At 38.9% G+C, this 21,055-nt stretch carries 24 protein-coding genes; 11 read left to right on the plus strand and 13 right to left on the minus strand.

Annotated features, from left to right (window positions below):
* Positions 1 to 255 precede the first annotated feature (255 nt).
* The 8 genes from argS to speE form a co-directional block, all read right to left on the minus strand.
* Entirely contained in the window at positions 256 to 1,926 is a 1,671-nt protein-coding gene (gene argS / locus BN1372_RS12925; protein WP_062200177.1) for an arginine--tRNA ligase, read from the minus strand.
* The gene (locus BN1372_RS12930; protein ID WP_062200180.1) at positions 1,923 to 2,351 is read right to left on the minus strand and encodes a YwiB family protein; all 429 of its coding nucleotides are present in this window, start codon (positions 2,349 to 2,351) and stop codon (positions 1,923 to 1,925) included. The genes argS and BN1372_RS12930 overlap by 4 nt, the downstream gene beginning before the upstream one ends.
* 94 nt (positions 2,352 to 2,445) lie before the next feature.
* Positions 2,446 to 3,666: an MFS transporter gene (locus tag BN1372_RS12935; RefSeq protein WP_062200183.1), complete on the minus strand. Its 1,221-nt coding sequence runs from the start codon at positions 3,664 to 3,666 to the stop codon at positions 2,446 to 2,448.
* A gap of 13 nt (positions 3,667 to 3,679) precedes the next feature.
* A complete protein-coding gene (locus tag BN1372_RS12940; protein WP_062200185.1) occupies positions 3,680 to 3,997 on the minus strand; it encodes a DMT family transporter in 318 nt (105 codons plus the stop codon).
* A gap of 1 nt (position 3,998) precedes the next feature.
* Entirely contained in the window at positions 3,999 to 4,340 is a 342-nt protein-coding gene (locus BN1372_RS12945; protein WP_062200188.1) for a DMT family transporter, read from the minus strand.
* Positions 4,337 to 4,912 (minus strand): TetR/AcrR family transcriptional regulator, encoded by a 576-nt coding sequence (locus BN1372_RS12950; protein WP_062200191.1) that lies wholly within the window; start codon positions 4,910 to 4,912, stop codon positions 4,337 to 4,339. The genes BN1372_RS12945 and BN1372_RS12950 overlap by 4 nt, the downstream gene beginning before the upstream one ends.
* Before the next feature lie 82 nt (positions 4,913 to 4,994).
* Positions 4,995 to 5,867 (minus strand): agmatinase, encoded by an 873-nt coding sequence (gene speB / locus BN1372_RS12955; protein ID WP_062200194.1) that lies wholly within the window; start codon positions 5,865 to 5,867, stop codon positions 4,995 to 4,997.
* A 12-nt stretch (positions 5,868 to 5,879) separates the two neighbouring features.
* The gene (speE, locus tag BN1372_RS12960; protein ID WP_062201359.1) at positions 5,880 to 6,707 is read right to left on the minus strand and encodes a spermidine synthase; all 828 of its coding nucleotides are present in this window, start codon (positions 6,705 to 6,707) and stop codon (positions 5,880 to 5,882) included.
* A gap of 191 nt (positions 6,708 to 6,898) precedes the next feature.
* Here speE and BN1372_RS12965 point away from each other — a divergent pair, with 191 nt between their 5' ends.
* The gene (locus BN1372_RS12965; protein WP_074018191.1) at positions 6,899 to 8,950 is read left to right on the plus strand and encodes a transglycosylase domain-containing protein; all 2,052 of its coding nucleotides are present in this window, start codon (positions 6,899 to 6,901) and stop codon (positions 8,948 to 8,950) included.
* Positions 8,951 to 9,151: 201 nt separating this feature from the next.
* Here BN1372_RS12965 and BN1372_RS12970 read toward each other — a convergent pair whose 3' ends face one another.
* Positions 9,152 to 9,658: a YwhD family protein gene (locus tag BN1372_RS12970; protein WP_062200197.1), complete on the minus strand. Its 507-nt coding sequence runs from the start codon at positions 9,656 to 9,658 to the stop codon at positions 9,152 to 9,154.
* 637 nt (positions 9,659 to 10,295) lie between these two features.
* Between BN1372_RS12970 and BN1372_RS12980 the strand changes: the two genes are divergently transcribed.
* Complete coding sequence (locus BN1372_RS12980) at positions 10,296 to 10,481, plus strand: 2-hydroxymuconate tautomerase (protein ID WP_062200201.1); 186 nt, start codon at positions 10,296 to 10,298, stop codon at positions 10,479 to 10,481.
* Between the two features lie 33 nt (positions 10,482 to 10,514).
* On the opposite strand, the gene BN1372_RS12985 is transcribed toward BN1372_RS12980, so the two are convergent.
* Positions 10,515 to 11,807 (minus strand): HD domain-containing protein, encoded by a 1,293-nt coding sequence (locus tag BN1372_RS12985; RefSeq protein WP_062200203.1) that lies wholly within the window; start codon positions 11,805 to 11,807, stop codon positions 10,515 to 10,517.
* Between the two features lie 90 nt (positions 11,808 to 11,897).
* A complete protein-coding gene (locus tag BN1372_RS12990; protein ID WP_062201365.1) occupies positions 11,898 to 12,137 on the minus strand; it encodes a YuzB family protein in 240 nt (79 codons plus the stop codon).
* A 157-nt stretch (positions 12,138 to 12,294) separates the two neighbouring features.
* Here BN1372_RS12990 and BN1372_RS12995 point away from each other — a divergent pair, with 157 nt between their 5' ends.
* Both BN1372_RS12995 and BN1372_RS15315 read left to right on the plus strand, forming a co-directional pair.
* Positions 12,295 to 13,131 carry a lipoate--protein ligase family protein gene (locus tag BN1372_RS12995; RefSeq protein WP_062200205.1) on the plus strand — a complete coding sequence of 279 codons (837 nt, stop codon included), beginning with the start codon at positions 12,295 to 12,297 and terminating at the stop codon, positions 13,129 to 13,131.
* A gap of 1 nt (position 13,132) precedes the next feature.
* Positions 13,133 to 13,279 carry a hypothetical protein gene (locus BN1372_RS15315; protein ID WP_154662993.1) on the plus strand — a complete coding sequence of 49 codons (147 nt, stop codon included), beginning with the start codon at positions 13,133 to 13,135 and terminating at the stop codon, positions 13,277 to 13,279.
* Positions 13,280 to 13,323: 44 nt separating this feature from the next.
* On the opposite strand, the gene BN1372_RS13000 is transcribed toward BN1372_RS15315, so the two are convergent.
* Both BN1372_RS13000 and pta read right to left on the minus strand, forming a co-directional pair.
* On the minus strand, positions 13,324 to 14,979 hold the full coding sequence (locus tag BN1372_RS13000) for a DUF262 domain-containing protein (protein ID WP_062200209.1): 1,656 nt from the start codon (positions 14,977 to 14,979) through the stop codon (positions 13,324 to 13,326).
* Between the two features lie 54 nt (positions 14,980 to 15,033).
* A complete protein-coding gene (gene pta, locus BN1372_RS13005; RefSeq protein WP_062200212.1) occupies positions 15,034 to 16,008 on the minus strand; it encodes a phosphate acetyltransferase in 975 nt (324 codons plus the stop codon).
* A gap of 93 nt (positions 16,009 to 16,101) precedes the next feature.
* Between pta and BN1372_RS13010 the strand changes: the two genes are divergently transcribed.
* From BN1372_RS13010 to BN1372_RS13040, 7 genes are read left to right on the plus strand one after another with little or no spacing between them, the layout of a single operon-like run.
* Positions 16,102 to 16,704 carry a stalk domain-containing protein gene (locus BN1372_RS13010; protein WP_062200215.1) on the plus strand — a complete coding sequence of 201 codons (603 nt, stop codon included), beginning with the start codon at positions 16,102 to 16,104 and terminating at the stop codon, positions 16,702 to 16,704.
* On the plus strand, positions 16,704 to 17,087 hold the full coding sequence (locus BN1372_RS13015) for a hypothetical protein (protein WP_062200217.1): 384 nt from the start codon (positions 16,704 to 16,706) through the stop codon (positions 17,085 to 17,087). The genes BN1372_RS13010 and BN1372_RS13015 overlap by 1 nt, the downstream gene beginning before the upstream one ends.
* 18 nt (positions 17,088 to 17,105) lie before the next feature.
* Positions 17,106 to 18,020: an FAD:protein FMN transferase gene (locus BN1372_RS13020; protein ID WP_062200220.1), complete on the plus strand. Its 915-nt coding sequence runs from the start codon at positions 17,106 to 17,108 to the stop codon at positions 18,018 to 18,020.
* A 27-nt stretch (positions 18,021 to 18,047) separates the two neighbouring features.
* Positions 18,048 to 18,590, plus strand: coding sequence for a ferric reductase-like transmembrane domain-containing protein (locus tag BN1372_RS13025; protein WP_062200223.1), 543 nt, complete (start codon positions 18,048 to 18,050; stop codon positions 18,588 to 18,590).
* 12 nt (positions 18,591 to 18,602) lie between these two features.
* Complete coding sequence (locus BN1372_RS13030) at positions 18,603 to 19,274, plus strand: response regulator transcription factor (protein WP_062200224.1); 672 nt, start codon at positions 18,603 to 18,605, stop codon at positions 19,272 to 19,274.
* A 4-nt stretch (positions 19,275 to 19,278) separates the two neighbouring features.
* Complete coding sequence (locus BN1372_RS13035) at positions 19,279 to 20,508, plus strand: sensor histidine kinase (RefSeq protein ID WP_062200227.1); 1,230 nt, start codon at positions 19,279 to 19,281, stop codon at positions 20,506 to 20,508.
* The gene (locus tag BN1372_RS13040) at positions 20,505 to 21,029 is read left to right on the plus strand and encodes a hypothetical protein (RefSeq protein WP_062200229.1); all 525 of its coding nucleotides are present in this window, start codon (positions 20,505 to 20,507) and stop codon (positions 21,027 to 21,029) included. The genes BN1372_RS13035 and BN1372_RS13040 overlap by 4 nt, the downstream gene beginning before the upstream one ends.
* Positions 21,030 to 21,055 lie beyond the last annotated feature (26 nt).

The following is a 21,055-nucleotide window of genomic DNA, read 5'->3' on the forward strand; positions in this document are numbered from 1 at the left end:
CGGCAGTCGCTAGCCACCTGGAGCTGGATTACATAAAAAGTGGAGGGCGCTTGCTCAGGGGCGACAAGCATAAGACAGCTTGCGGAATGAGGTGGGGTTTCCTCATGGAGCAAGATGACTTATGACTCGAGCCCCTAGCGCCCGGAACTAGATTACATAAAAAGCGGAGATGGGCTCGCTTAATGACGGAGATGGATTACATAAAAAGTGGAGGGCGCAAAAAAGCCGCACGATGGAAATGTGCGACTTTTTATTTTACATTTTTTCAGGTGTAGATACGCCGATTAAGCGACATGCATTTTGTAATGTGATTTGTACAGCGCGCATTAAAGCTAAGCGAGCTTCACTTTTTGCTTGGTCATTTTCATTTACTACTTTTTCTGCATTATAAAAACTATGAAGCGTTGCTGCTAGTTCATACACATAGTTCACGATACGGTGTGGTGAACGTTTTTCTGCTGCTTCCGCTACCGCTTTTGAGAAGTCTCCCATTTTCTTTAATAAATCCATTTCTTTTTCACTGTTCACGTGTGTTAAGTCTAACTCATTTTCATAGGAGAAGCCGAGTTCTTTTCCTTGACGCAAAATACTGCATACACGCGCATGCGCATATTGAACGTAGTATACTGGATTTTCATTTGATTTCGATACAGCAAGGTCCATATCAAAATCTAAATGAGTGTCTGGGCTACGCATTGCAAAATAATAACGCATCGCATCTACGCCTACTTCTTCCATCAATTCATGAAGGGTTACCGCTTTTCCGGTACGTTTACTCATTTTCACTTTTTCGCCTGCTTGGAATAAGCTTACCATTTGAATGATAATAACGTTTAGTTGTTCCGGTGTGTACCCGAGCGCTTCCATTGCTGCTTTCATACGTGGAATGTAGCCGTGATGGTCTGCTCCCCAAATGTTGATTAACTCTTCAAAGCCACGGTTAAATTTATCTAAATGATACGCAATATCCGGTGTTAGATACGTGTATGATCCATCGCTTTTCACTAGTACTCGGTTTTTATCATCGCCGTATTTGGTTGATTCAAACCAAAGCGCACCGTCTTCTTCAAATGTTTCGTTTCGTTTTGCTAATTCTTCTAATGCTGTTTCTACTTTTCCTGTTTCATATAACGATGTTTCAGAATACCACACGTCAAAGCCGACGCGGAATTTTTCTAAATCATGTTTAATTTTATCTAACTCATGTTTTAAACCATATGAACGGAAAAATGCGAATCGTTCTTCTTCTGATTTTTCTAGTAATGCTTTTCCATGTTCTTCTGCCAATTGTTTTCCGAAGGCAATAATGTCTGCCCCGTAATATCCGTCTTCTGGCATTTCATTTTCTAATCCGAGTGCTTCGTAATATCTAGCTTCTAAACTTTTCGCTAAATTATTAATTTGATTCCCAGCGTCATTTATGTAATATTCACGAGAAACGTCATAGCCTGCTTTATCTAAAATGTTACATAGTGAATCGCCTACTGCTGCCCCGCGCGCATGTCCTAAATGTAAGCTTCCTGTTGGGTTCGCAGATACGAATTCTACTTGAACTTTTTTACCGCCACCAACGTCGCATGCACCGTACGCTTCCCCGTTTTGTAAAATTGTTGGAATTAAGTCGGTTAAATACGCATTGTTCATAAAAAAGTTAATAAAGCCAGGTCCGGCAATTTCTACTTTTTTTACCGATGCTTTTTGTAAATCAAGATTCGCTTGAATACCTTCTGCAATCATCCGCGGCGCTTTTTTCGCCACACGTGCCAGTTGCATCGCGATATTCGTTGCGTAATCTCCGTGTGCTTTATCTTTTGGTGTTTCTAAAATAATCTCTGGTAGTTGTTCTTCTGTTGCAAGCGCTGCTTTTACTACTGCTTCTTTAATCGCTTCTTTTAACTGTGCTTGGACATTTTCGATAATATTCATGATTGATCCTCCCTAATCGTAAAGTCTAACGTATACACGCCTACTTTTTGCTCGTTTAATTGTAACGCATACGTGAGCTGAATCCGTCCTGCTTCTTTGTTTTCTTGCCACTCTTGTTTGTACGATGTTGTATTAGTCGTCATGTGAAATTGTCCGAACGGTGCGTCATAAGAACCAGTTGTCGTTTCATTTTCCATAAACGTTTGATTCATTTTCACTTGGCCATGACGAATAATTTTCATCTCATTTTCCGCTACTTTTAACGTCGTTTTAATCGGTGGAAATTGTTCTGAGATGACTTCTTCATATTGAACGTATACAAAGCGACCTTTTTCATAAAGCATCGCCCGTACGTTTTGTTCTATCGTTTCGATTTCTTTGCCATTTCGAATCGTTGTTTTTACAAGCAATTGAACTGCTCTCAATGTAACACGCCCTTTACTTGACTTCCGCTTTTCATTATACAAGTTTTTTCCCGTACTCTTCAAGAAGCTACGTAAAAAAGGTAGCAAAACCATCTTAAGAAGAAGGCTTCGCTACCTTAGAACTGTTTTTTAATAATGGCACAACCGCAAGCAAGCCTAAAAAGAAAAAGAATGCGGCAAACGAATAAATAACCGAAATGGAAAAAATGCTTTTTAAAAAGCCAGCCATACTCATCGTTACAACCATCATCCCCATAAACATCGGATTCAGTACCCCGTTTACGCGGCCGACGAATTTTTCTTCGGTTGTTTGTAAAATGAGTGTATTGACCCCTACATGAATAAACGGAAAAAATAAGCCGTCGATAAAATATAACACGAGCGTCAGTGGCAAGCTTGTCGAAAATCCTACCCCCATGATGGCAAATCCACAAATAAGCATACCTAAAAATAACAGTCGTTCTGGTACTATTTTTTTTGAAATAGCCATCACGACACCACCGCCGATTAGCATCGCAGCTCCATTGGCCATCAACAACCAGGAAACATGTTCTTTCGGTAACCCGAGTCGTTCAATGACGACAAATACAATTAGCGGTTGAATTAATCCAATCGCAAGACCTGCAAATGCAAAGTTACATCCTAATAAACGAAGGATTTTTCGTTGAAAGACGTAACGAAATCCGTCTTTTAATTCTTGCCAAAATTGAGATGGCACCTTTTCTGTTTCTACTTTATCTTTCGGTAGTAAAAATAAGACCGCTGCAGATAATAAAAAGACAACACCCATAATTCCGATAGATACGTAAATGCCAAATAAATGATAAATATATGTCCCTAACCCAGGACCAATAATCATAAAGATCGCCATTAACGTTTGATATAACGCCATTCCCATTTGTAATTGTTCAGGTGGTACGTGTACTTTAAACAATTTCATTGCAGACGGCTGGGAAAATTGCGATAATACAGCCGATACAAATGTAACGCAAAAGACCGCTTCCCATGATCCATAGATGATGGTTAACAATACGAAAAAAACAGAAACCGCACTTAACAAGTCACTCCAAATCATCGTACGCTTCGGACGCCACCGGTCTGCATACGTTCCACCAATAAATGAAAAAAGAAAAATCGGAGCAAATTCTGCAATGGAAACGAGCGATACATAAATCGGATTATTATCCGTTTGTTCCATGACAAATAATAAAATCGCAAAGTTTCGAATCCATATACCTAGTTGCAACAGCGTACCCGACACCATAATTACTTGAACAAATCGATTCTTCCAAAAACTTTTCTTTGATTCTGTCATCTTTTTTCTCCCTCTATGAACTAGCCCATTTCAATCCAACCAAACCAATCACCACCATGCTTATAAAAAAAAGCCTCGTTTTATTCTTTGATTCACCAAAAAATAAAATACCAATTATTACATTTAATGTAGCTCCAATTCCTGTCCAAACGGCATAACTTAACCCTAGTGGCATTGTTTTCATCACTTGTGCTAACAAACCGAAGCTAATGATACTAGATACAATACATAACAAAGTATATCCTTTATGACGAAATCCTTCTGATAGCTTCATAAACAATACAAAAAAAACTTCAAAACAACCTGCAATCACTAACAACAGCCACTCCACGCTAGGACACGCCCTTTTCTTCGGATTTTCCCGTTATTTGCAATCCGATAATACCTATTATTAAAACGATAAAAAACAATACTTTTAAACTAGTCATCGTTTCTTGCAAAAAAAGAATTCCGTATACCGTCGTCCCAATCGTTCCAATTCCAGTAAAAACAGCATAAGCAGTGCCCATTGGAAGATACAACAATGCTTTGGCAAACAAGAAAAAGCTAATAATCATCATCACAATCGTTATCAGACTCGGAAATAATACGGTAAAGCCATTCGTATATTTTAACCCGACTGCCCAACCAATTTCTGATATACTTGCAACGAGTAAAATACCCCAGCCCTTCACCGTTTAATCGCCTCCCAAAACATATACCAACTGTTTTTCTTACGTTCCTCATATTCTTGGTCGTCATAATAATATTGTTCGACCACCACGCCATCAAATACACAATAAAAAAAGGCTAACACTCCTTCTACCGATTGACGCTTCAACTCTCCGTTATCCATTCCTTCTTGGAATAACGCTGTTAAATCACGAGATATTAACCGTTCCACCTTCACAAACTCTTGCTTAATGATTTCTTTTAAATGTGGTGGTGGAAAAAAGAGCGAACGCCGAATAAATAACGTTTGTTCCTCGCCAAAATCCGCTTGCAAAAAAGAAAAAGAGAGCGTTTCTAATCGTTCATACACCGATGTTTCTTGCATTAGTTTCATGATATGTTGTGTAAAATGTAGTTGATGTTGCAATTGTTCTCGATAAATATGTAAATAAAGAGCATCTTTAGACGGGAAATGAGCATACAACGATGGTGTTTTAATCCCAACCTTTTTTGCAATTTCCGACAGCGCAGTAGCTGTAAAGCCTTTTTCTACAAATAACTGAAGAGCTGCCTGTTTGATTTCTTCTTTTTTCATCATGACCTCCCATTACCTAACGAGCGTTAGTTCATTGTATAAAAAAAGAAGGAGTTTGTCTACTCCTTCCTCGTCTGGTCTGTTATTTTACCCAACCAAGCAGCATTTCCCGCACAAATTTACTAGCTGCAATTTGCGTTTGTTCCGAGTGATCGTAACACGGTGCCACTTCCACTAAATCACACCCAATGACGTGCACATCTGACTTGGCAATCAGATGAATCGCTTCTAACAATTCTTTGGATGTAATCCCGCCTGCTTCTAGTGTACCTGTGCCAGGCGCATGCGCTGGGTCCAACACGTCAATATCAATCGTCACATACACGTTCCGATTTTTCAATGTCGGTAACACGTCACGTAATGGTTCCAAGACATCAAACTTCGCTAGATACATCCCAGATTGTTCCGCATACGCAAATTCCTCTTTCATACCAGAACGAATTCCGAACGAATAAACGTTTTCTGGGCCAATCAATTCACACGCTTTCCGAATCGGTGTCGAATGAGATAATGGTTCTCCTTCGTATTCGGTACGTAAATCGGTATGCGCATCAAAATGAAGAATCGCAAAATCATCAAAGTGTCGATAGAATGCACGAATAACACCCCATGTTACTAAGTGCTCTCCACCTAAGCCAAGCGGAAATTTTCCATCTTTTAATAATGTATCAACGTAGTCTTCAATCATTTGCAAACTTCTTTCTGCATTCCCAAATGGTAACGGAATGTCGCCTGCATCAAAAAACACCACTTCTTCTAACTCTTTATCTAAATACGGGCTATATTCTTCTAATCCAATCGATACTTCCCGAATCCGAGCAGGACCGAAACGAGAGCCTGGGCGGAAACTAACGGTCCAATCCATTGGCATCCCATAAATAACTGCCTTTGACTCTTTATAATTTGGATTTGCTTTTATAAACACATTTCCTGAATAAGCTTCCTCAAAACGCATCCGCTCGTCCTCCTATTTCATTAAATCGCGCACAAATTTTGGCAATGCAAATGCTGCTTTGTGAAGTTCTTTCGTATAGTATTTTGTTTCAATATCAAAAAATCGCGCATCTTCTACCGCAAGTGGGTCATATGTTTTAGAACCAAGGGTAAACGTCCAAAGACCGCTCGGATACGTTGGAATATTGGCTATATATAAACGTGTAATCGGGAAAATTTCTTTTACATCTTTGATTACTTTTTGAATTAAATCTGCTTTAAACCAAGGGTTATCACTTTGTGCGACAAAAATACCGTCTTCTTTTAATGCGTTAAAAATACCAACATAAAACCCTTTTTCAAATAATTTCACCGCTGGTCCTACCGGTTCTGTCGAGTCTACCATAATGACATCGTACGCATTTTTACTTTCCGCAATGTGCATAAAGCCGTCGCCTACTTTTACTTCTACACGCACATCGTCTAATGCACCCGCAATCGAAGGTAAATATTGTTTAGAATATTCAATAACTTTCCCATCAATTTCTACTAACGTTGCCTTTTTCACAGACGGATGTTTTAACACTTCCCGAATCACACCGCCGTCACCGCCACCTACTACTAACACATGCTCAGGATTAGGATGCGTAAATAACGGTACGTGCGCAACCATTTCGTGGTACACAAATTCGTCTCGTTCTGTCGTCATCACCATGCCGTCTAACACTAGCATGTTGCCCCATTCTTCTGTTTCAATCATGTCTAATTGTTGAAATTCTGTCGTTTCTGTATGATGAGTTTGTTTTACTTTTGCCGTAATACCAAATTTATCTGTTTGTTTTTCTGTATACCACAGTTCCATTTTTTCCACTACATTCATCCCTTTCCTACGTTGTGTTCCTTTTGAATAGAATTAAAAAAAGTATAATGAAAAATAAACGAAATGAAAAGAAAAATTTCTACGAATAAATAAAGAGAGTCGGAAGAAACGTTTACATTCCCAAAAAGTGTCCTATAATGTTATCACAGCAATTGAAAGATGGAGGGTTATGGATGAATCCACATACTCGAACTGGAAGAAGAGAAAGAGAAAAGAAAAAACGTCGTATTCTTTTAAAAGCGACTACGTATATCATAACCATTACACTACTCGTTTCATTCCTAATTTATGGATATGCCAAAATTTTTGGCCCGCCGAGTGTGGAATTGCCACAACCGACGAACCTTTACGGGGCAAACGGCGAAGTCATTGGGGAATTAAAAGCAAATGAAAAGCGGATGTACGTCCCGCTACAAGAAATTTCTCCAACACTCATCGATGCATTTGTTTCCGTAGAAGATAAACGATTTTATACCCATCATGGATTTGATTATCGCCGCATTGTTGGTGCCATTTTGATAGATTTAAAAGCGGGAGCAAAAGTACAAGGCGCTTCCACGATTACGCAGCAATATGCCCGAAATTTATATTTAAACCACGAAAAAACGTGGAAGCGAAAATTTCTAGAAGCACTTTATACGATTCGTTTAGAAACAAACTATGATAAAGATCAAATTCTAGAAGGCTATGTAAATACGGTTTATTTTGGTCATGGCATTTACGGTGTCGAAGCGGCATCACGGTACTTTTTCCATAAGCCAGCAAAAGACTTAACGTTAGCAGAAGCAAGTATGCTAGCTGGCGTACCAAAAGGACCGACGATTTATTCACCAAAAAATAATTTTGAAAAAGCAAAAGAGCGACAAAGCGTCGTCTTAAAAACGATGGTCAATAACGGAAAAATTACCGAAGAACAGCGGCAACAAGCGATGGGGGAATACATCGCTATCTACGGGGATCGTGTCGATGACCGGGAACCAGTCGGCTTATATTTTCAAGACATTGTTCGTGCGCAATTAAAAGCACTAGAGATAGACGAAGAAACATTCAAAAAAGGGGGACTACATGTTTACACGACGTTACATCCTGATTTACAACGCCTTGCAGAAAAGCAAGTAAAGGCATACATGCCAACAAGTGATCCTGATTTACAAGTTGCCTTCTCAGCTATTGATCCGAAAACAGGCGATGTACTAGCATTAGTAGGCGGGCGAGACTATGAAACAAGTACATTTAATCGGGCAACCCAAGCAAAACGGATGCCTGGGTCGACGATGAAACCAATTCTTTATTATGAAGCATTAGAACAAGGGTATACACCTGCTACGATGGTAAAAAGTGAAGAAACGACCTTCACGCTAGAAGACGGCTCGACGTATACCCCACGCAATTATCGAAACTATTATCCTAATAAAGAGATTACTCTTGCTCAAGCATTAGCAGTATCGGATAACATTGTGGCCGTAAAAACGAATATCGACATCGGCCCGGATAAACTAGCAAAACGCGCCAAAAAAATGGGCATTAAAAGTGACTTAAGCGCTGTTCCATCTCTTGCACTCGGTACGAGCACCGTCCGTTTAAATGAAATGGTGACCGCCTACAGCCATTTTGCCAACGGAGGACATCGCGTAAAACCGGTATATATTACGAAAATCGTCGATGCAAAAGGAAAAGTTCTGTATGAACACACTTACAATCTAGACCCAGTATTAGATGAGAAAAAGACAGCCATCACTACTCATTTAATGACTGGTATGTTTGATACCGAATTAAACGGCTATACGACCGTCACTGGCGCCAAAATCGCTTCTCTATTTAGAGGATATGAAGTTGCTGGGAAAACAGGATCCACAAACTCTGATAGCTGGATGGTTGGCTTTACACCAAAAATCGCAGCAGGCGTTTGGATCGGATACGATGACAACCGAGACTTAACGGGATACAGTACCGTCTCCCGCGATATTTGGGCCCACTTTATGAAAGAATCCTTACCCAAAGAAAAACTAACATTCGAGAAGCCAGACGACGTCATTGCCGTTAAAATTGATCCAGAAACCGGAAAAGTAGCAACAAAAAATTGCCCGACAAAACGGACGATGTACTTTGAAAAAGGAACAGAACCAAAAGAAGCATGCCCAGAACATGAAGAAAAACAAAGCAAACCGAAAAAAGATAAAAAAGAAAAAGAAGATAAATCATGGTGGAAAAAAATATGGGAATAACGGCCAAAACAAAGAACCTCAAGACAATCGTCTTGAGGTCCTTTGCGTCCTAATAATAATATGTGATTGAATGATACATAATCTTATTTTACTAATGGTCTAGCAAAAGTACAAGAGTTAAAGATAAAGTTCAAAAAAGTTTCACGAAGTGTCACTTTTTGCCCCCCCTAAAACTTTTTGTTCTTTCTAACTAATAGTCCATTATGCTAATGCTTCTTTTAATTCATCACTAGAATTTTCCCATAGTCCTGCTTTAAACGTTTGTAAAAATTCACGTAAAATTTGTTTGGAGACATCGTCCATTTGATTGACGATAATCCGTCCTTTTAACGCCTTATCCATGTTATTCACATGTTCTGGCAAACTTTTATATCCACGGCGCTTTTCATGGTTAATCACCATTTCACAAGCAGTTACACCGTAATAAAACGGGCGATCATCTTCTGTCCGTTCCACTTGTACCCAAACAAGCCAATACAGTTTACCACCTGCAGCATCTTCACGATTTGGCGTAAACTTCACTCGTTTTTCCACATCACTACGAGCATGCATCGCACCAATATCTACATACGCTTTCTTTTGCTCCACATCCACAATCACCGGTGACATTGCATTTAAATTCAACACACCAGACGTATTATGATGCTCCTTTTTCTTTGGTTGACTGCCGATAATTTTAAACCCTTTATTTAATCTATCCTTATCCACATCAAAACCTCCTTCCACATCGCTACAAGCATTTTATCACGAAACCCCGGACATAGAAAAGCGAAGGGCGCTTGGTTATAGGCGACAAGCATAAGGAAGCTTGCGGAATGAGGCGCTCTTTCCTCATGGAGCAAGAGGCCTTATGACTCGAGCCTATAGCGCCCGCAGCTAGACAAATAGAAAAGCGGAGGGCGCTTGGTCAGCGACAGAGTAATAAGACGCTCGATGGAAGAGGCGTCTCTTTGCCTCTGGAATCGGGGGACTTATTACGGCAGTCGCTAGCGCACGGAGCTAGACAAATAGAAAAGCGGAGGGCGCTTGGTCAGCGACAGAGTAATAAGACGCTCGATGGAAGAGGCGTCTCTTTGCCTCTGGAATCGGGGGACTTATTACGGCAGTCGCTAGCGCACGGAGCTAGACAAATAGAAAAGCGGAGGGCGCTTGGTTATAGGCGACAAGCATAAGGAAGCTTGCGGAATGAGGAGCTCATCCCCCAATGCCATCAAGCGAAATAATGTTCCAAAATATCGCAAAATTCCACCCTTCCCCTAACATTATTTTCCCGCTCCCTATATAATAAAAGAAACCACCATTTGTTCTATTCGAATGGTGAGTTCTACATAAAGGAGTGAAGAAAATGCCATACGTAACAGTAAAAATGTTAGAAGGTCGTAGTGAAGAACAAAAGAAAAATCTTTGCGAAAAAGTGGCGAAAACAGTAGCGGAAACTACAGGTGCACCAGTTGAAAACGTAACAGTTTTTATTGAAGAAATGAGCAAAAACCATTACGCACCAGGCGGAAAACGTTTTAGCGATAAGTAAGCGAAAAAGAGGCATTCATTGGATGCCTCTTTTCTATTCCGATCGATATAACAATTCAAAAATACGCGCTTTTTCTTGTGGAAATATGCGGAAATCTTCCAATAAATCATGCGGAAAATATAACTTTACGTCCGTCCGTACTTTTCCTGTTAAAGATTCGACAATGGGCGATGCTTTCGATAATTCTTGCAGGTCACCGTTTCGTTTTAATAAATAAATCGGCACTCGTTTTTCTTTATCCGGTCGATAAAAATCATACGGTAAATCCGAGGACGAATCTTTCACAATGTAATAGTTCGGATCAATGCCGCACTGTGCACATAATTGTTTTATTTCTTCTAGCCGATCTGTTGGAGCGACTTGTTCAAAATCAACATATTTAAATAAATGGCGATTTAAAAAGCGGCGACATAAATCTTGTAAAATCGAGTCTTTTTCTTTTTGCCACATTTCTAAATAATAATAAATGAACGATTCATCTAATGTAATGTAGTCGTCTAACGTGACTGTTTTATGAAAAAATGGTAAAAAATGAACAGGCGCCGTTTGAAACGAAAATCCTTGTTCATACAAATCTTTCACGCGGTGTAAAATTTTCGTTAAAATCACTTCTGCACTTCTCGTTACTGGATGGAAATACACTTGCCAGTACATTTGATAACGACGAACTAAATAATCTTCTACCGCATGCATGCCACTTTCTTTAATAACAATTTTCCCTGGATACGGGCGCATCACTCGCAACACACGGTCTAAATCAAATTTCCCGTACGAAACACCGGTATAATACGCATCGCGAAGTAAATAATCCATTCGGTCCGCATCAATTTGGCTAGAAATTAAACTAACGACTAATGGATTTGGATACTTTTTTGCAATAACATCCGCAACCGCTTGCGGAAACGTATCGTCTACTGAACGTAGCACCTGATTAATCTCTGTATTTCCTGTAATAATATTTCTCGACCATTCTTCATGATTAAAATCAAACACTTTTTCAAAGGAATGTGAAAACGGACCATGTCCAACATCATGAAGCAACGCTGCCGTTAAACAAAGCAATCGTTCTTCGTCATTCCAATACGGACGACCTTGAAAAATAGTCATCATCCGGCGGACGATTTCATACACCCCAAGGGAATGATTAAATCGACTATGCTCTGCCCCGTGAAACGTTAAATACGTCGTACCTAACTGCCGAATTCTTCTCAACCGTTGAAATTCGCGCGTGCCGATTAAATCCCAAATTAAGCGATCACGAACATGAATATATCCGTGAACTGGGTCTTTAAATACTTTTTCTTCGTGGAGTAGTTTGGAGTGCATGCTTGTATCCCCTTTCCTTTCCGTTATTATTATCTATATTCCCGACTTTCCTATGTTTTCCTCGTCTAAAAAGAAAAAACACCTTAACAATTAAGGTGTCGTCGATTTTACCCGAATTTTTTTCGCAATTTTTTCAATTAACTCTTTTTCATCTTTTGCTGTTACCGGACGGTTATTCACAAATGCAAATGATTTTTTTCGACCTGGTCCACAATACGACTGACAGCCTACTTCAATCGTTGCTTCTGGGTCTAATTTTTTTAATTTCGGTAAAAGGGTGTGAATATTCGTTGCTAAACAATCTTCGCACACTCGAAATTCATTTGCCATTTCCATCACCTCACTCATTTTGCCTATTCTCCAATCTATTGGTTAAAAAAAACGAACTTTTAGTAGGAATAATCAGATTTTATTGTACACTGTATTATATAACGTTGCAACAAGTCGATTTCTGGTTGTAACCATCTATTTTCAAGGAGCAAAAATAATGGAACATTTATTTACACGACATACTTTTCGCTTTATTGATCATTCTTTTTCATCAATGCTAGACCATTTTGCCATCGATGATACGCTAAGCGAATTAGTAGGACAAAAAAAATCGATTGATACGATTCGTTACTGGGTGGTCAACGAAACGATTGCCCTTGGCATTCAAGATCAAAAGCTACCGTTTTTACAAGATGGAATCGCCTATTTAAAACAAGAAGGATACGATGCTTTTTTCCGTCCATCTGGTGGGCTTGCTGTCGTCCTTGATGCTGGCATTATGAATCTTTCTTTAATCCTGCCGGAAAAAGAATACCACGTCACGATTGATAACGGATTTTTGGCGATGGTGGCGTTAGTGAAAATGTGGTTAGCACCGTATGTCCAAAACATAGATGTGAAAGAAATTACCGAATCATATTGCCCCGGAAAATATGATGTAAGTGTAGGTGGCAAAAAATTTGCCGGACTCTCGCAACGACGCGTGAAAGGTGGCGTTGGAATTTTTATTTATATTGCGGTAGAAGGAAGTGGCAAAAAACGAGCGGAATTGATTCGAACGTTCTACGAAACGAGCATCCAACAAGAAAAAACGTCTATCCCATATCCAAACGTCAATCCAAACGTGATGGCATCTGTGTCAGAATTAACTGGACAACCGATTACGTGCGATATGTTAAAACAAGAACTCGTACACGTGTTATTGCGAGAACAAAATACATTAGACACTCGCTTTTTATCAGCAGAAGAATGGACCCTTTTTGAAACGTATAAGCAACGGATGAAACACCGACAACAGCGATACTTTCCATCGCTTAAAAAGAGGAGCGAGTGAGATGAACGTTGATACGTTGTTCGGCATCACGATTGGCACTTTTTTAGGCGTTTTTCTGACAAGCCGTTCGATTTTATTCTCTCTATATATTTCGTTAGGAGCATTAATACTAGCCATTCTTCTCGCTACTTACCGCTCTTCGAAATAAGACGCAAAAAACCGACTACTTTTTAGAAAAGCAGTCGGTTTTCTTTATTCTTTGTACATTTGTTCTAAAATGTGCGACATTTCGTTCGTCCGTTCGATAATATGTTGTTTCGTCCATTCCGTTTTGCCTTGTAACATTTCTGTTGTTTTATATTGATAAATGCCTGATTGATAATACTTTTCGTATTTTTCAGCAAGCGGCAATTGGTTTAACGTATGGTTTTTATATTGCGGTAATAAAATTAAATTTCCAAGCATCATAATGCCTTCTTGGAGTTTGCTTTTCGTTTGTTCCATCGGATCAATTGTACGCGGCATAATAAATTCAATAAATACTGGTTTTAAAAATGGGACGCCTGGTTGTAAAAATTGTTCCATGCGTAACAAAATATATTTTGCGTAGGAACGAATGTAATAGCTCTCATCTTGCACGAAGTTTTCAATCCATTTTTCTCGTTTTGGCACTTCTAACAGTGAATTCGTACAAACGTCTCCTAACGAATCTGTTTCTAAAATCGTTTCCATCAGTTTTCCCATATCATATGTATGCTCATGTTCCGTTTGACCCGTTGTAATTTTATAAACAAGGCGACGCTCTAATAAACGGATAAAAGTTTCCATATGCTCAGCTTCCGTGCCGAACTTTTTATAAGCTAGCAACACGACGCCCGACCAATCGCGATACGGGAAGTATTCATACATCGTTTTTAATAGTTTTCCACCTTTTGTACGCTGTGGATTTAAGAAGTGATCTCGGTATAAATCACTAAATTGTTTTAATAGTGTAATAAAGTTTTGTGGACTAAATTCTTCTATCGTTTTCATGTTTTCTGAAAATCGTTCCGCTAAACGATAGCGTGATTTTTCTCGTGAATACATGAAATGAACGGCATGCAAGAGTCGTTCTACTTTCTCTCGCCCAATTTCATCTGCCATCGTATTCCACATATTCCGGTATTTTAGTTTTTCTTCTCCTTCTAATTCGCCTAATAACTGCGTTTTAATCACGTCTGCATTCATTAATGGAATGCCGTCATCATTTAACACGAAGAATAAACGGAATGCGAACGAGAAAGAACCCGTTAACAATAACGTAAAACTACAAGAATTTAATAGAAACGTCGTGAATCCTTCTAAAAAGCTAAATTGAATCACGCCATCTTCGACAAATCGTTTCCGAATAATTTTCATTGCCTGGGCAATATTAAATTCAGGACCAGATAAATTTTCCTCATCAAATGGATATCCCGTTCCACCTTTTTGCATAATATATTTACTAAAAAACTCAGATTCTGGATCACGGATTTTTAATCGATCATAAGAAGGCTCTGCCGTATAACGATTTCCTCGTTTATATAAAACAGATTCTAATACTGATTTTGCCTCATCATCGCGATGCAAGTCACGCATAACCGCACAAATTATCGCCATGGTCATGAGACGTTGTTGCCCATCGACAATTTCATATTTTTGAACGTCTTCTTCCTCGCTACGATTAATTAAAATAATATTTCCTAAAAAATACGAGGGACGTCCTTTTTTATATGCTTCTTTTAAATCATCAAAAAATTGTTCCACTTGGTCAATCGACCAAGCGAAGTGACGTTGATAGTTGGGTACATAAAAAACAGCGTTTGAATAAAGCAAATCTTTTACATACACTTCTCTAGCGGATAGTTTTCGGTCAAAATGCTTCAACACGCATTACATCTCCTTTGTCTTCTTTCGTGAAAAAACTATGGTAGCTTATCATCCTTAGATGAAACTTTGCATGGCTGTAATTAGCGCTAATTTATACACATCTTCTGCATTACAACCGCGAGAAAGGTCATTGACTGGTTGATTTAAGCCTTGAAGGATTGGACCGATTGCCTCAAAGTTTCCAAGTCGTTGCGTTAATTTATATCCGATATTCCCCGCTTCAAGACTAGGGAAAATAAACACGTTTGCTTGCCCTTTTAATGGAGAATCAGGCGCTTTCTTTTGTGCCACTGAAGGAACAAATGCCGCATCAAATTGAAATTCGCCATCTAGTAAAAGATCTGGGCGACGTTCTTTTGCTAGTCTTGTTGCTTCTACTACTTTATCTGCTTCCGGACAAACAGCAGAACCTTTTGTTGAGAAACTTAACATAGCGACCGCAGGGTCAATGCCAAATACTTTTGCTGTTTCTGCACTTTCAATCGCAATTTCTGCCAACGTTTCACTATCAGGTGAAATGTTAATCGCACAATCAGAAAAAATATATTTCTCTTCCCCGCGCACCATTAAAAACGTACCAGACGTACGAGTTACCCCTGTTTTTGTTTTAATAATTTGTAACGCCGGACGGACAGTATCGCCAGTCGAATGAACGGCACCGCTCACTAAACCATTTACTTTTTTCATATATGTTAACATCGTGCCAAAATAGTTTACATCTAGTAACCGTTCTGCCGCTTCTTCTTTTGTTTCTTTTCCTTTTCTTCTTTCCACAAATGCTTCTATCATTTCATCCATTTGTTCATATGTACGCGGATCGATGATTTCTACTTCCTTAAACGCATACCCCTTTTCAACGATTAACGCTCGTATTTCTTCTTTGTCCCCTAGTAAAACTGGTTTTAAAATGCCTTCAGCCGATAACCTGCTTGCCGCTTCGACAATTCGCTCATCGTTCCCTTCTGGAAAAACAATTGATGGATACGATGCCTTTACTTTTTCTGTAATGCCCGTAAATAAATCGCTCATCCCATACACTCCCATACATTTTTATAATTTTCATTCTTTTTTCAGTTTCCTACCTTATATTAAAAACTATCATAAACGGAGGTGCAAGAAATAATGACACGAAAACTGAAAATTTTAACAATTATGATGGTAACTACCTTTTTGACTATTCCCGTATTCTTACTTTCTAAAACGCTCGTACCCGTTGTAAAGGCAGATGATGACCGATACGAACAAGACTTTGACGACGAATATGAGGATGACAAATACGAAAAAGAAGATGACGACGATGACGACTATAAACGAAACACACAAAGAACAAATCAACCAACAAACACAATCGTAAAACAAACCGTAACAGTGAGTAAATTGGATGGTAATACAACAGAAATAGAAGCATTAAAACAAGGCAATGACGACTGGTACGTACCAGCTACAGCATTAAAAGATGTGTTAGGTGCAACCGTAGTAGACTATCCAGACAGCCAAATTAGTGAAATTATTTTTAAAGATGACAAAGGGAAATTACAACACCTCATTGTAAAAGCAAACACAAACGTATTGTATCTAAACGGCGATGCTATAACAGATGATGAAATTCCAACATTTAACGACCAAATGCTTTACATTCCAACAGATTTACTAGACGACTATTTACCACTAGATGTAAAGGAAACAAATAATAGTATCACATTTAAGAAAGAAGGGATTTTATAATGGCAGCTAAAAAATGGCCGAAATGGGCAATCGGATTATCTAGTATCGGTATTTTCAGCGGTGCATTGTATGTCATCGCTGATCAAACCCAAAATCAAGCAGATTCTACTCCACCAACAAATAATGCAACTACACAAAGTACGCAACCAGAACAAGTCATTCATTTGACCGATACGATTACGGTAGCATCAACTGATACGTTATCTACACTAGAACAAATGACGGAAGAAGAAAAACAAGCGCGGGAACAAAAATTAAACGAACTGTTTGCCAATGTAGAAACTGCTACAAATGGAACAACAGAAACGTACCAAACAAACATTGAATCCATTCCTACTCCTCCTACTGAGGTACAAAATGACCGCGAAACAAGATGGTCATAAAGAAAGGAGCATATCACCATGCATCATGCAGAAAAGCAAACACAACGATTATCGTTTACACAAATGAATACATCCATTGCTATGTTAGCAGAACATGAAGAGGAAGCATGGCAAACTGATGTAATAGATTGGTTTCGGGAGTTTGAGAGGATTTGTTCACGGTTTTTACCAACTAGTTCATTAACACTGTTTAACGAAACTAAGTCAAATGTTCCGCTCATCGTTCATCCCATTTTATATGACACAATCCAAACAGCGGTCGCTTGGGCGAATAAAACAGATTTTTATTTTAATCCATTTATGCTCGAACAAATCGAACAATTAGGCTATAACGAATCATTTCAAGAAGGATGGAAAAAGCATGGTGGCGCAACAAAACAGTCAACCGTGCAACAAAATCCATTACTGTTTCATGACCATATAAAAGCGATTGAAAAAAGAAGACCGGTTCAAATGGATTTAGGTGGAATTGGAAAAGGGGTTAGCGTCGATAAAGCCGCTCAACTGATGAAAAACGCAGCGATTTCACGCGGATTGGTCGATGCGGGTGGCGATATGTGTATGTGGTCAAACGATGCACCTTGGAAAATTGGTATTCGTCATCCGTATGATGAATCAAGAACACTGTTTAGCGTCCATATTCAACGCGGTGCCATTGCTACATCAAGCAAATGGCATCGTAAGTGGCAACAAAACGAACAATGGCAACATCATTTATTGAATGGCCATACCGGCTTACCAAGCGAAACAGATGTTGTACAAGCAACCGTTATCGCTCGTAATGCGACAACAGCAGACGTTCTAGCAAAACTGTTAACCATTTTACCCGCTGAACAAGTACAAAAGTACGACAGTGATTTTGGCTATGCGATTATCAAAAAAGATGGCACGGTAACCATTAATAAACAGATGCGTTCTTTTATTGCAATCTAATACCAGAAAGAAAGAAGGAAGGAATAGATGTTTGATTTCATTAGTACGTATTTCAATTCATGGAATGTGATTCGTTCAAGCGGTATTACTGCTTATGTTTTATTGTTTTTCGCGATGTTTTTTGGACTTAGCCATCATTTGTTTCGGATAAAATCTGCTTTAGTCCTTCATCAAGTTTCTGGGTGGTTTAGCTTTTTATTTGCACTCATTCATGGCATTGCGTTAACGATTGATCCGTTTGTTTCGTATTCTTTTTCCGATGTGTTTGTCCCGTTTTCAGCTAGTTACAAACCTATTTTATCTGGGCTTGGTACCGTAAGTTTATTCCTTCTATTTTCACTCATTCTTTCTTCTGATATGATGAAAAGAGTAGGTAGAAAAATATGGCGGATTATTCATTATCTTTCTACACCAGCATTTTTTCTTGCTGCTATTCATGGCATTTTTCTTGGAACAGATACTACTTCTATTCCGATGTTAGTGCTATATAGTAGTACGTTTGCACTCATTATATTTTTATTCACCATGACCTTCTTGGCACGTAAAAAAGAACACGTTCAAAAAGCGTAAGGAGGAAATACAGTGCATATTTTACTCGCAGAAGATGATGAACGTTTAGCCCATCTCATTGAACATATGTTAAAAAAAGAACGGCATACCGTGGATGTTGTCTACAACGGATTAGATGCATACGATTACGCACTTTGTTCCGATTATGATTTACTTCTTTTAGATTGGATGATGCCTGAAATGACTGGTGTGGACGTTTGTTTAAAGCTACGACAAAAAGCATACGAGAAACCAATTTTAATGTTAACCGCAAAAGATGCGATTGACGATCGGGTCAAAGGATTAGATGCTGGGGCGGATGATTATGTAGTGAAACCTTTTGAATTTAAAGAACTTTTTGCGAGAATCCGTGCTTTGTCCAGACGAACACAAACAGCTATTCAGCAAGATATTTTAACGATCGATAACTTATCGTTAAATCAGACAACTCATACTGTGACACGTGACGGAGAAGATATTTATTTAACTCCGCGCGAATACCAATTGCTTGAGTTATTAATGATTAACGCTGGGCAAGTCGTCCCGCGTGAGTTAATTTATGATCGCATTTGGGGATTTGACGGCGAAGTATCCAACAATACCATCGACGCATTCGTTCGTTTATTACGAAAAAAGATCGATCAACAGCATCAAAAAAAGTTAATCCATAACGTCCGCGGACTTGGGTATAAATTGGAGGCATAGGAACGTGTTTTGGAAGATTCGCAAAAAGCTCACTTTTTACTATACATTTTTGCTCGTCTTATTTTTAATTGCCTTTTCTGTTATTAGCTTTCTTTTATTAACAGCAGTGAATTATTACGACAAAAAAGAAGCGTTATCTCAACTACTAGAACAAGCAGAACACGAAAAACAATCCGTACCTTCGCTTTTTATTATTCGTGGCGAGGAAGACGAGGAGGATGAATTACCGAGTTCATTCGTAGTGTCAGAAGCTAATTATCGGCAATTACAAGAAGACTTTCAAATCCACAAAACGATTTCTTTTCAGCACGAAGACGAGATGCAACTAGTAAAAGCGTACGAAGAAGATGAAAAAGTAGCATTTTTACTTATGAAACATCATGATCATATTGCGGGTGTGGATGTATCTGCACAACTAACAATGGGGAAAATGTTAGCGATTATATTTGCTGGGTTAACGATTATTTTTTCCGCATTAGCAGCGATTCTCGGTTTATGGATGTCGAAAAAAGCGATGGTACCAATTGCGACATCGTTTCAACGCCAACGAGAATTTGTCGCAGATGCTTCTCATGAATTACGAACACCGCTTGCCATTTTACATTCTTCTTTAGAAGTGCTAGAAGCAGAAGAAGAGTTATCGCTTTTTTCCAAACAAATTGTCGACGATATGAAAGATGAAACAAAACGAATGACTGCACTTGTTGGCGATTTATTAACGTTAGCTCGTGCTGATTCTGATGCTATCCAACTAGAAAAACAAACATTTTCCCTACCACCCGTTGTCGATGCGATGACGCGCTCTTTCCAACGACTAGCTGATAAAAAAGAGATTTCTTTTCTTGTTACACGTCCAGATGACGTCGTTGTTTATGCAGATGAAAAAAGAATCCAACAACTTTTTTACATTTTGTTAGACAATGCGATGAAATATACACCCACAAAAGGGACTGTATATGTACAAGTAAATGTACAAAATGACAAGCTTATAATTGAAATAACCGATTCTGGCATTGGAATTTCTAAACAAGAGATTTCGCGCATTTTCGACCGGTTTTACCGTGTAGACAAAGCACGTTCCCGTAAATTAGGTGGATCTGGTCTCGGTCTTTCGATTGCGCAATGGATTGTCGATGCCCATCATGGTACGATTACCGTGCAAAGTGTCGAACAACAAGGAACAACATTTCACCTTACATTACCAATTGTAACGAAAGAGGGGGCAACAATATGAAACGATTAGGATGGACATTGCTGTTATTTTCTTTTTTACTCGTAGGAACTTCCTTTATGGAGCCGACTGCTGTTTTTGCAGATGACGATGAATATTATGAAGAACACGAGCAGGAAGGACCAAAAGTAGTAAAAGAAACAGGCGAAATACTTGGATTTGGCGGTATTGCATTCGCAATCGCAGCAGGGCTTTTATTGCCTGTTCGCGTAGTAATCAAACGTTCCAAAAATGCCCGAACAAAACTAGGAAACGTACACAAGTTTTTAACGGGGGGACATACCGTATTTGGATTTCTCGCCATTATTGCAATGGCTTTACATGGCGTGATGATGTTTTTATACGAACAAGAATTGACATTCCGTGAATATATTGGGCTAGGTGGACTTGGACTTTTCGTTCTTGCTGCCATTTTCGGAAACGTCTTAAGTAAAAAATTAGCGAACAAAGGATTACGTACAACCCATATGATTATTGCCTTAAGCGCTCTACTGCTCGGTGGTATTCACGTCCTTATTTCGTAGGAACACTAACGACTTGTTAGTGTTTT

This window comes from Massilibacterium senegalense (assembly GCF_001375675.1).
Lineage (GTDB): Bacteria > Bacillota > Bacilli > Bacillales > Massilibacteriaceae > Massilibacterium > Massilibacterium senegalense.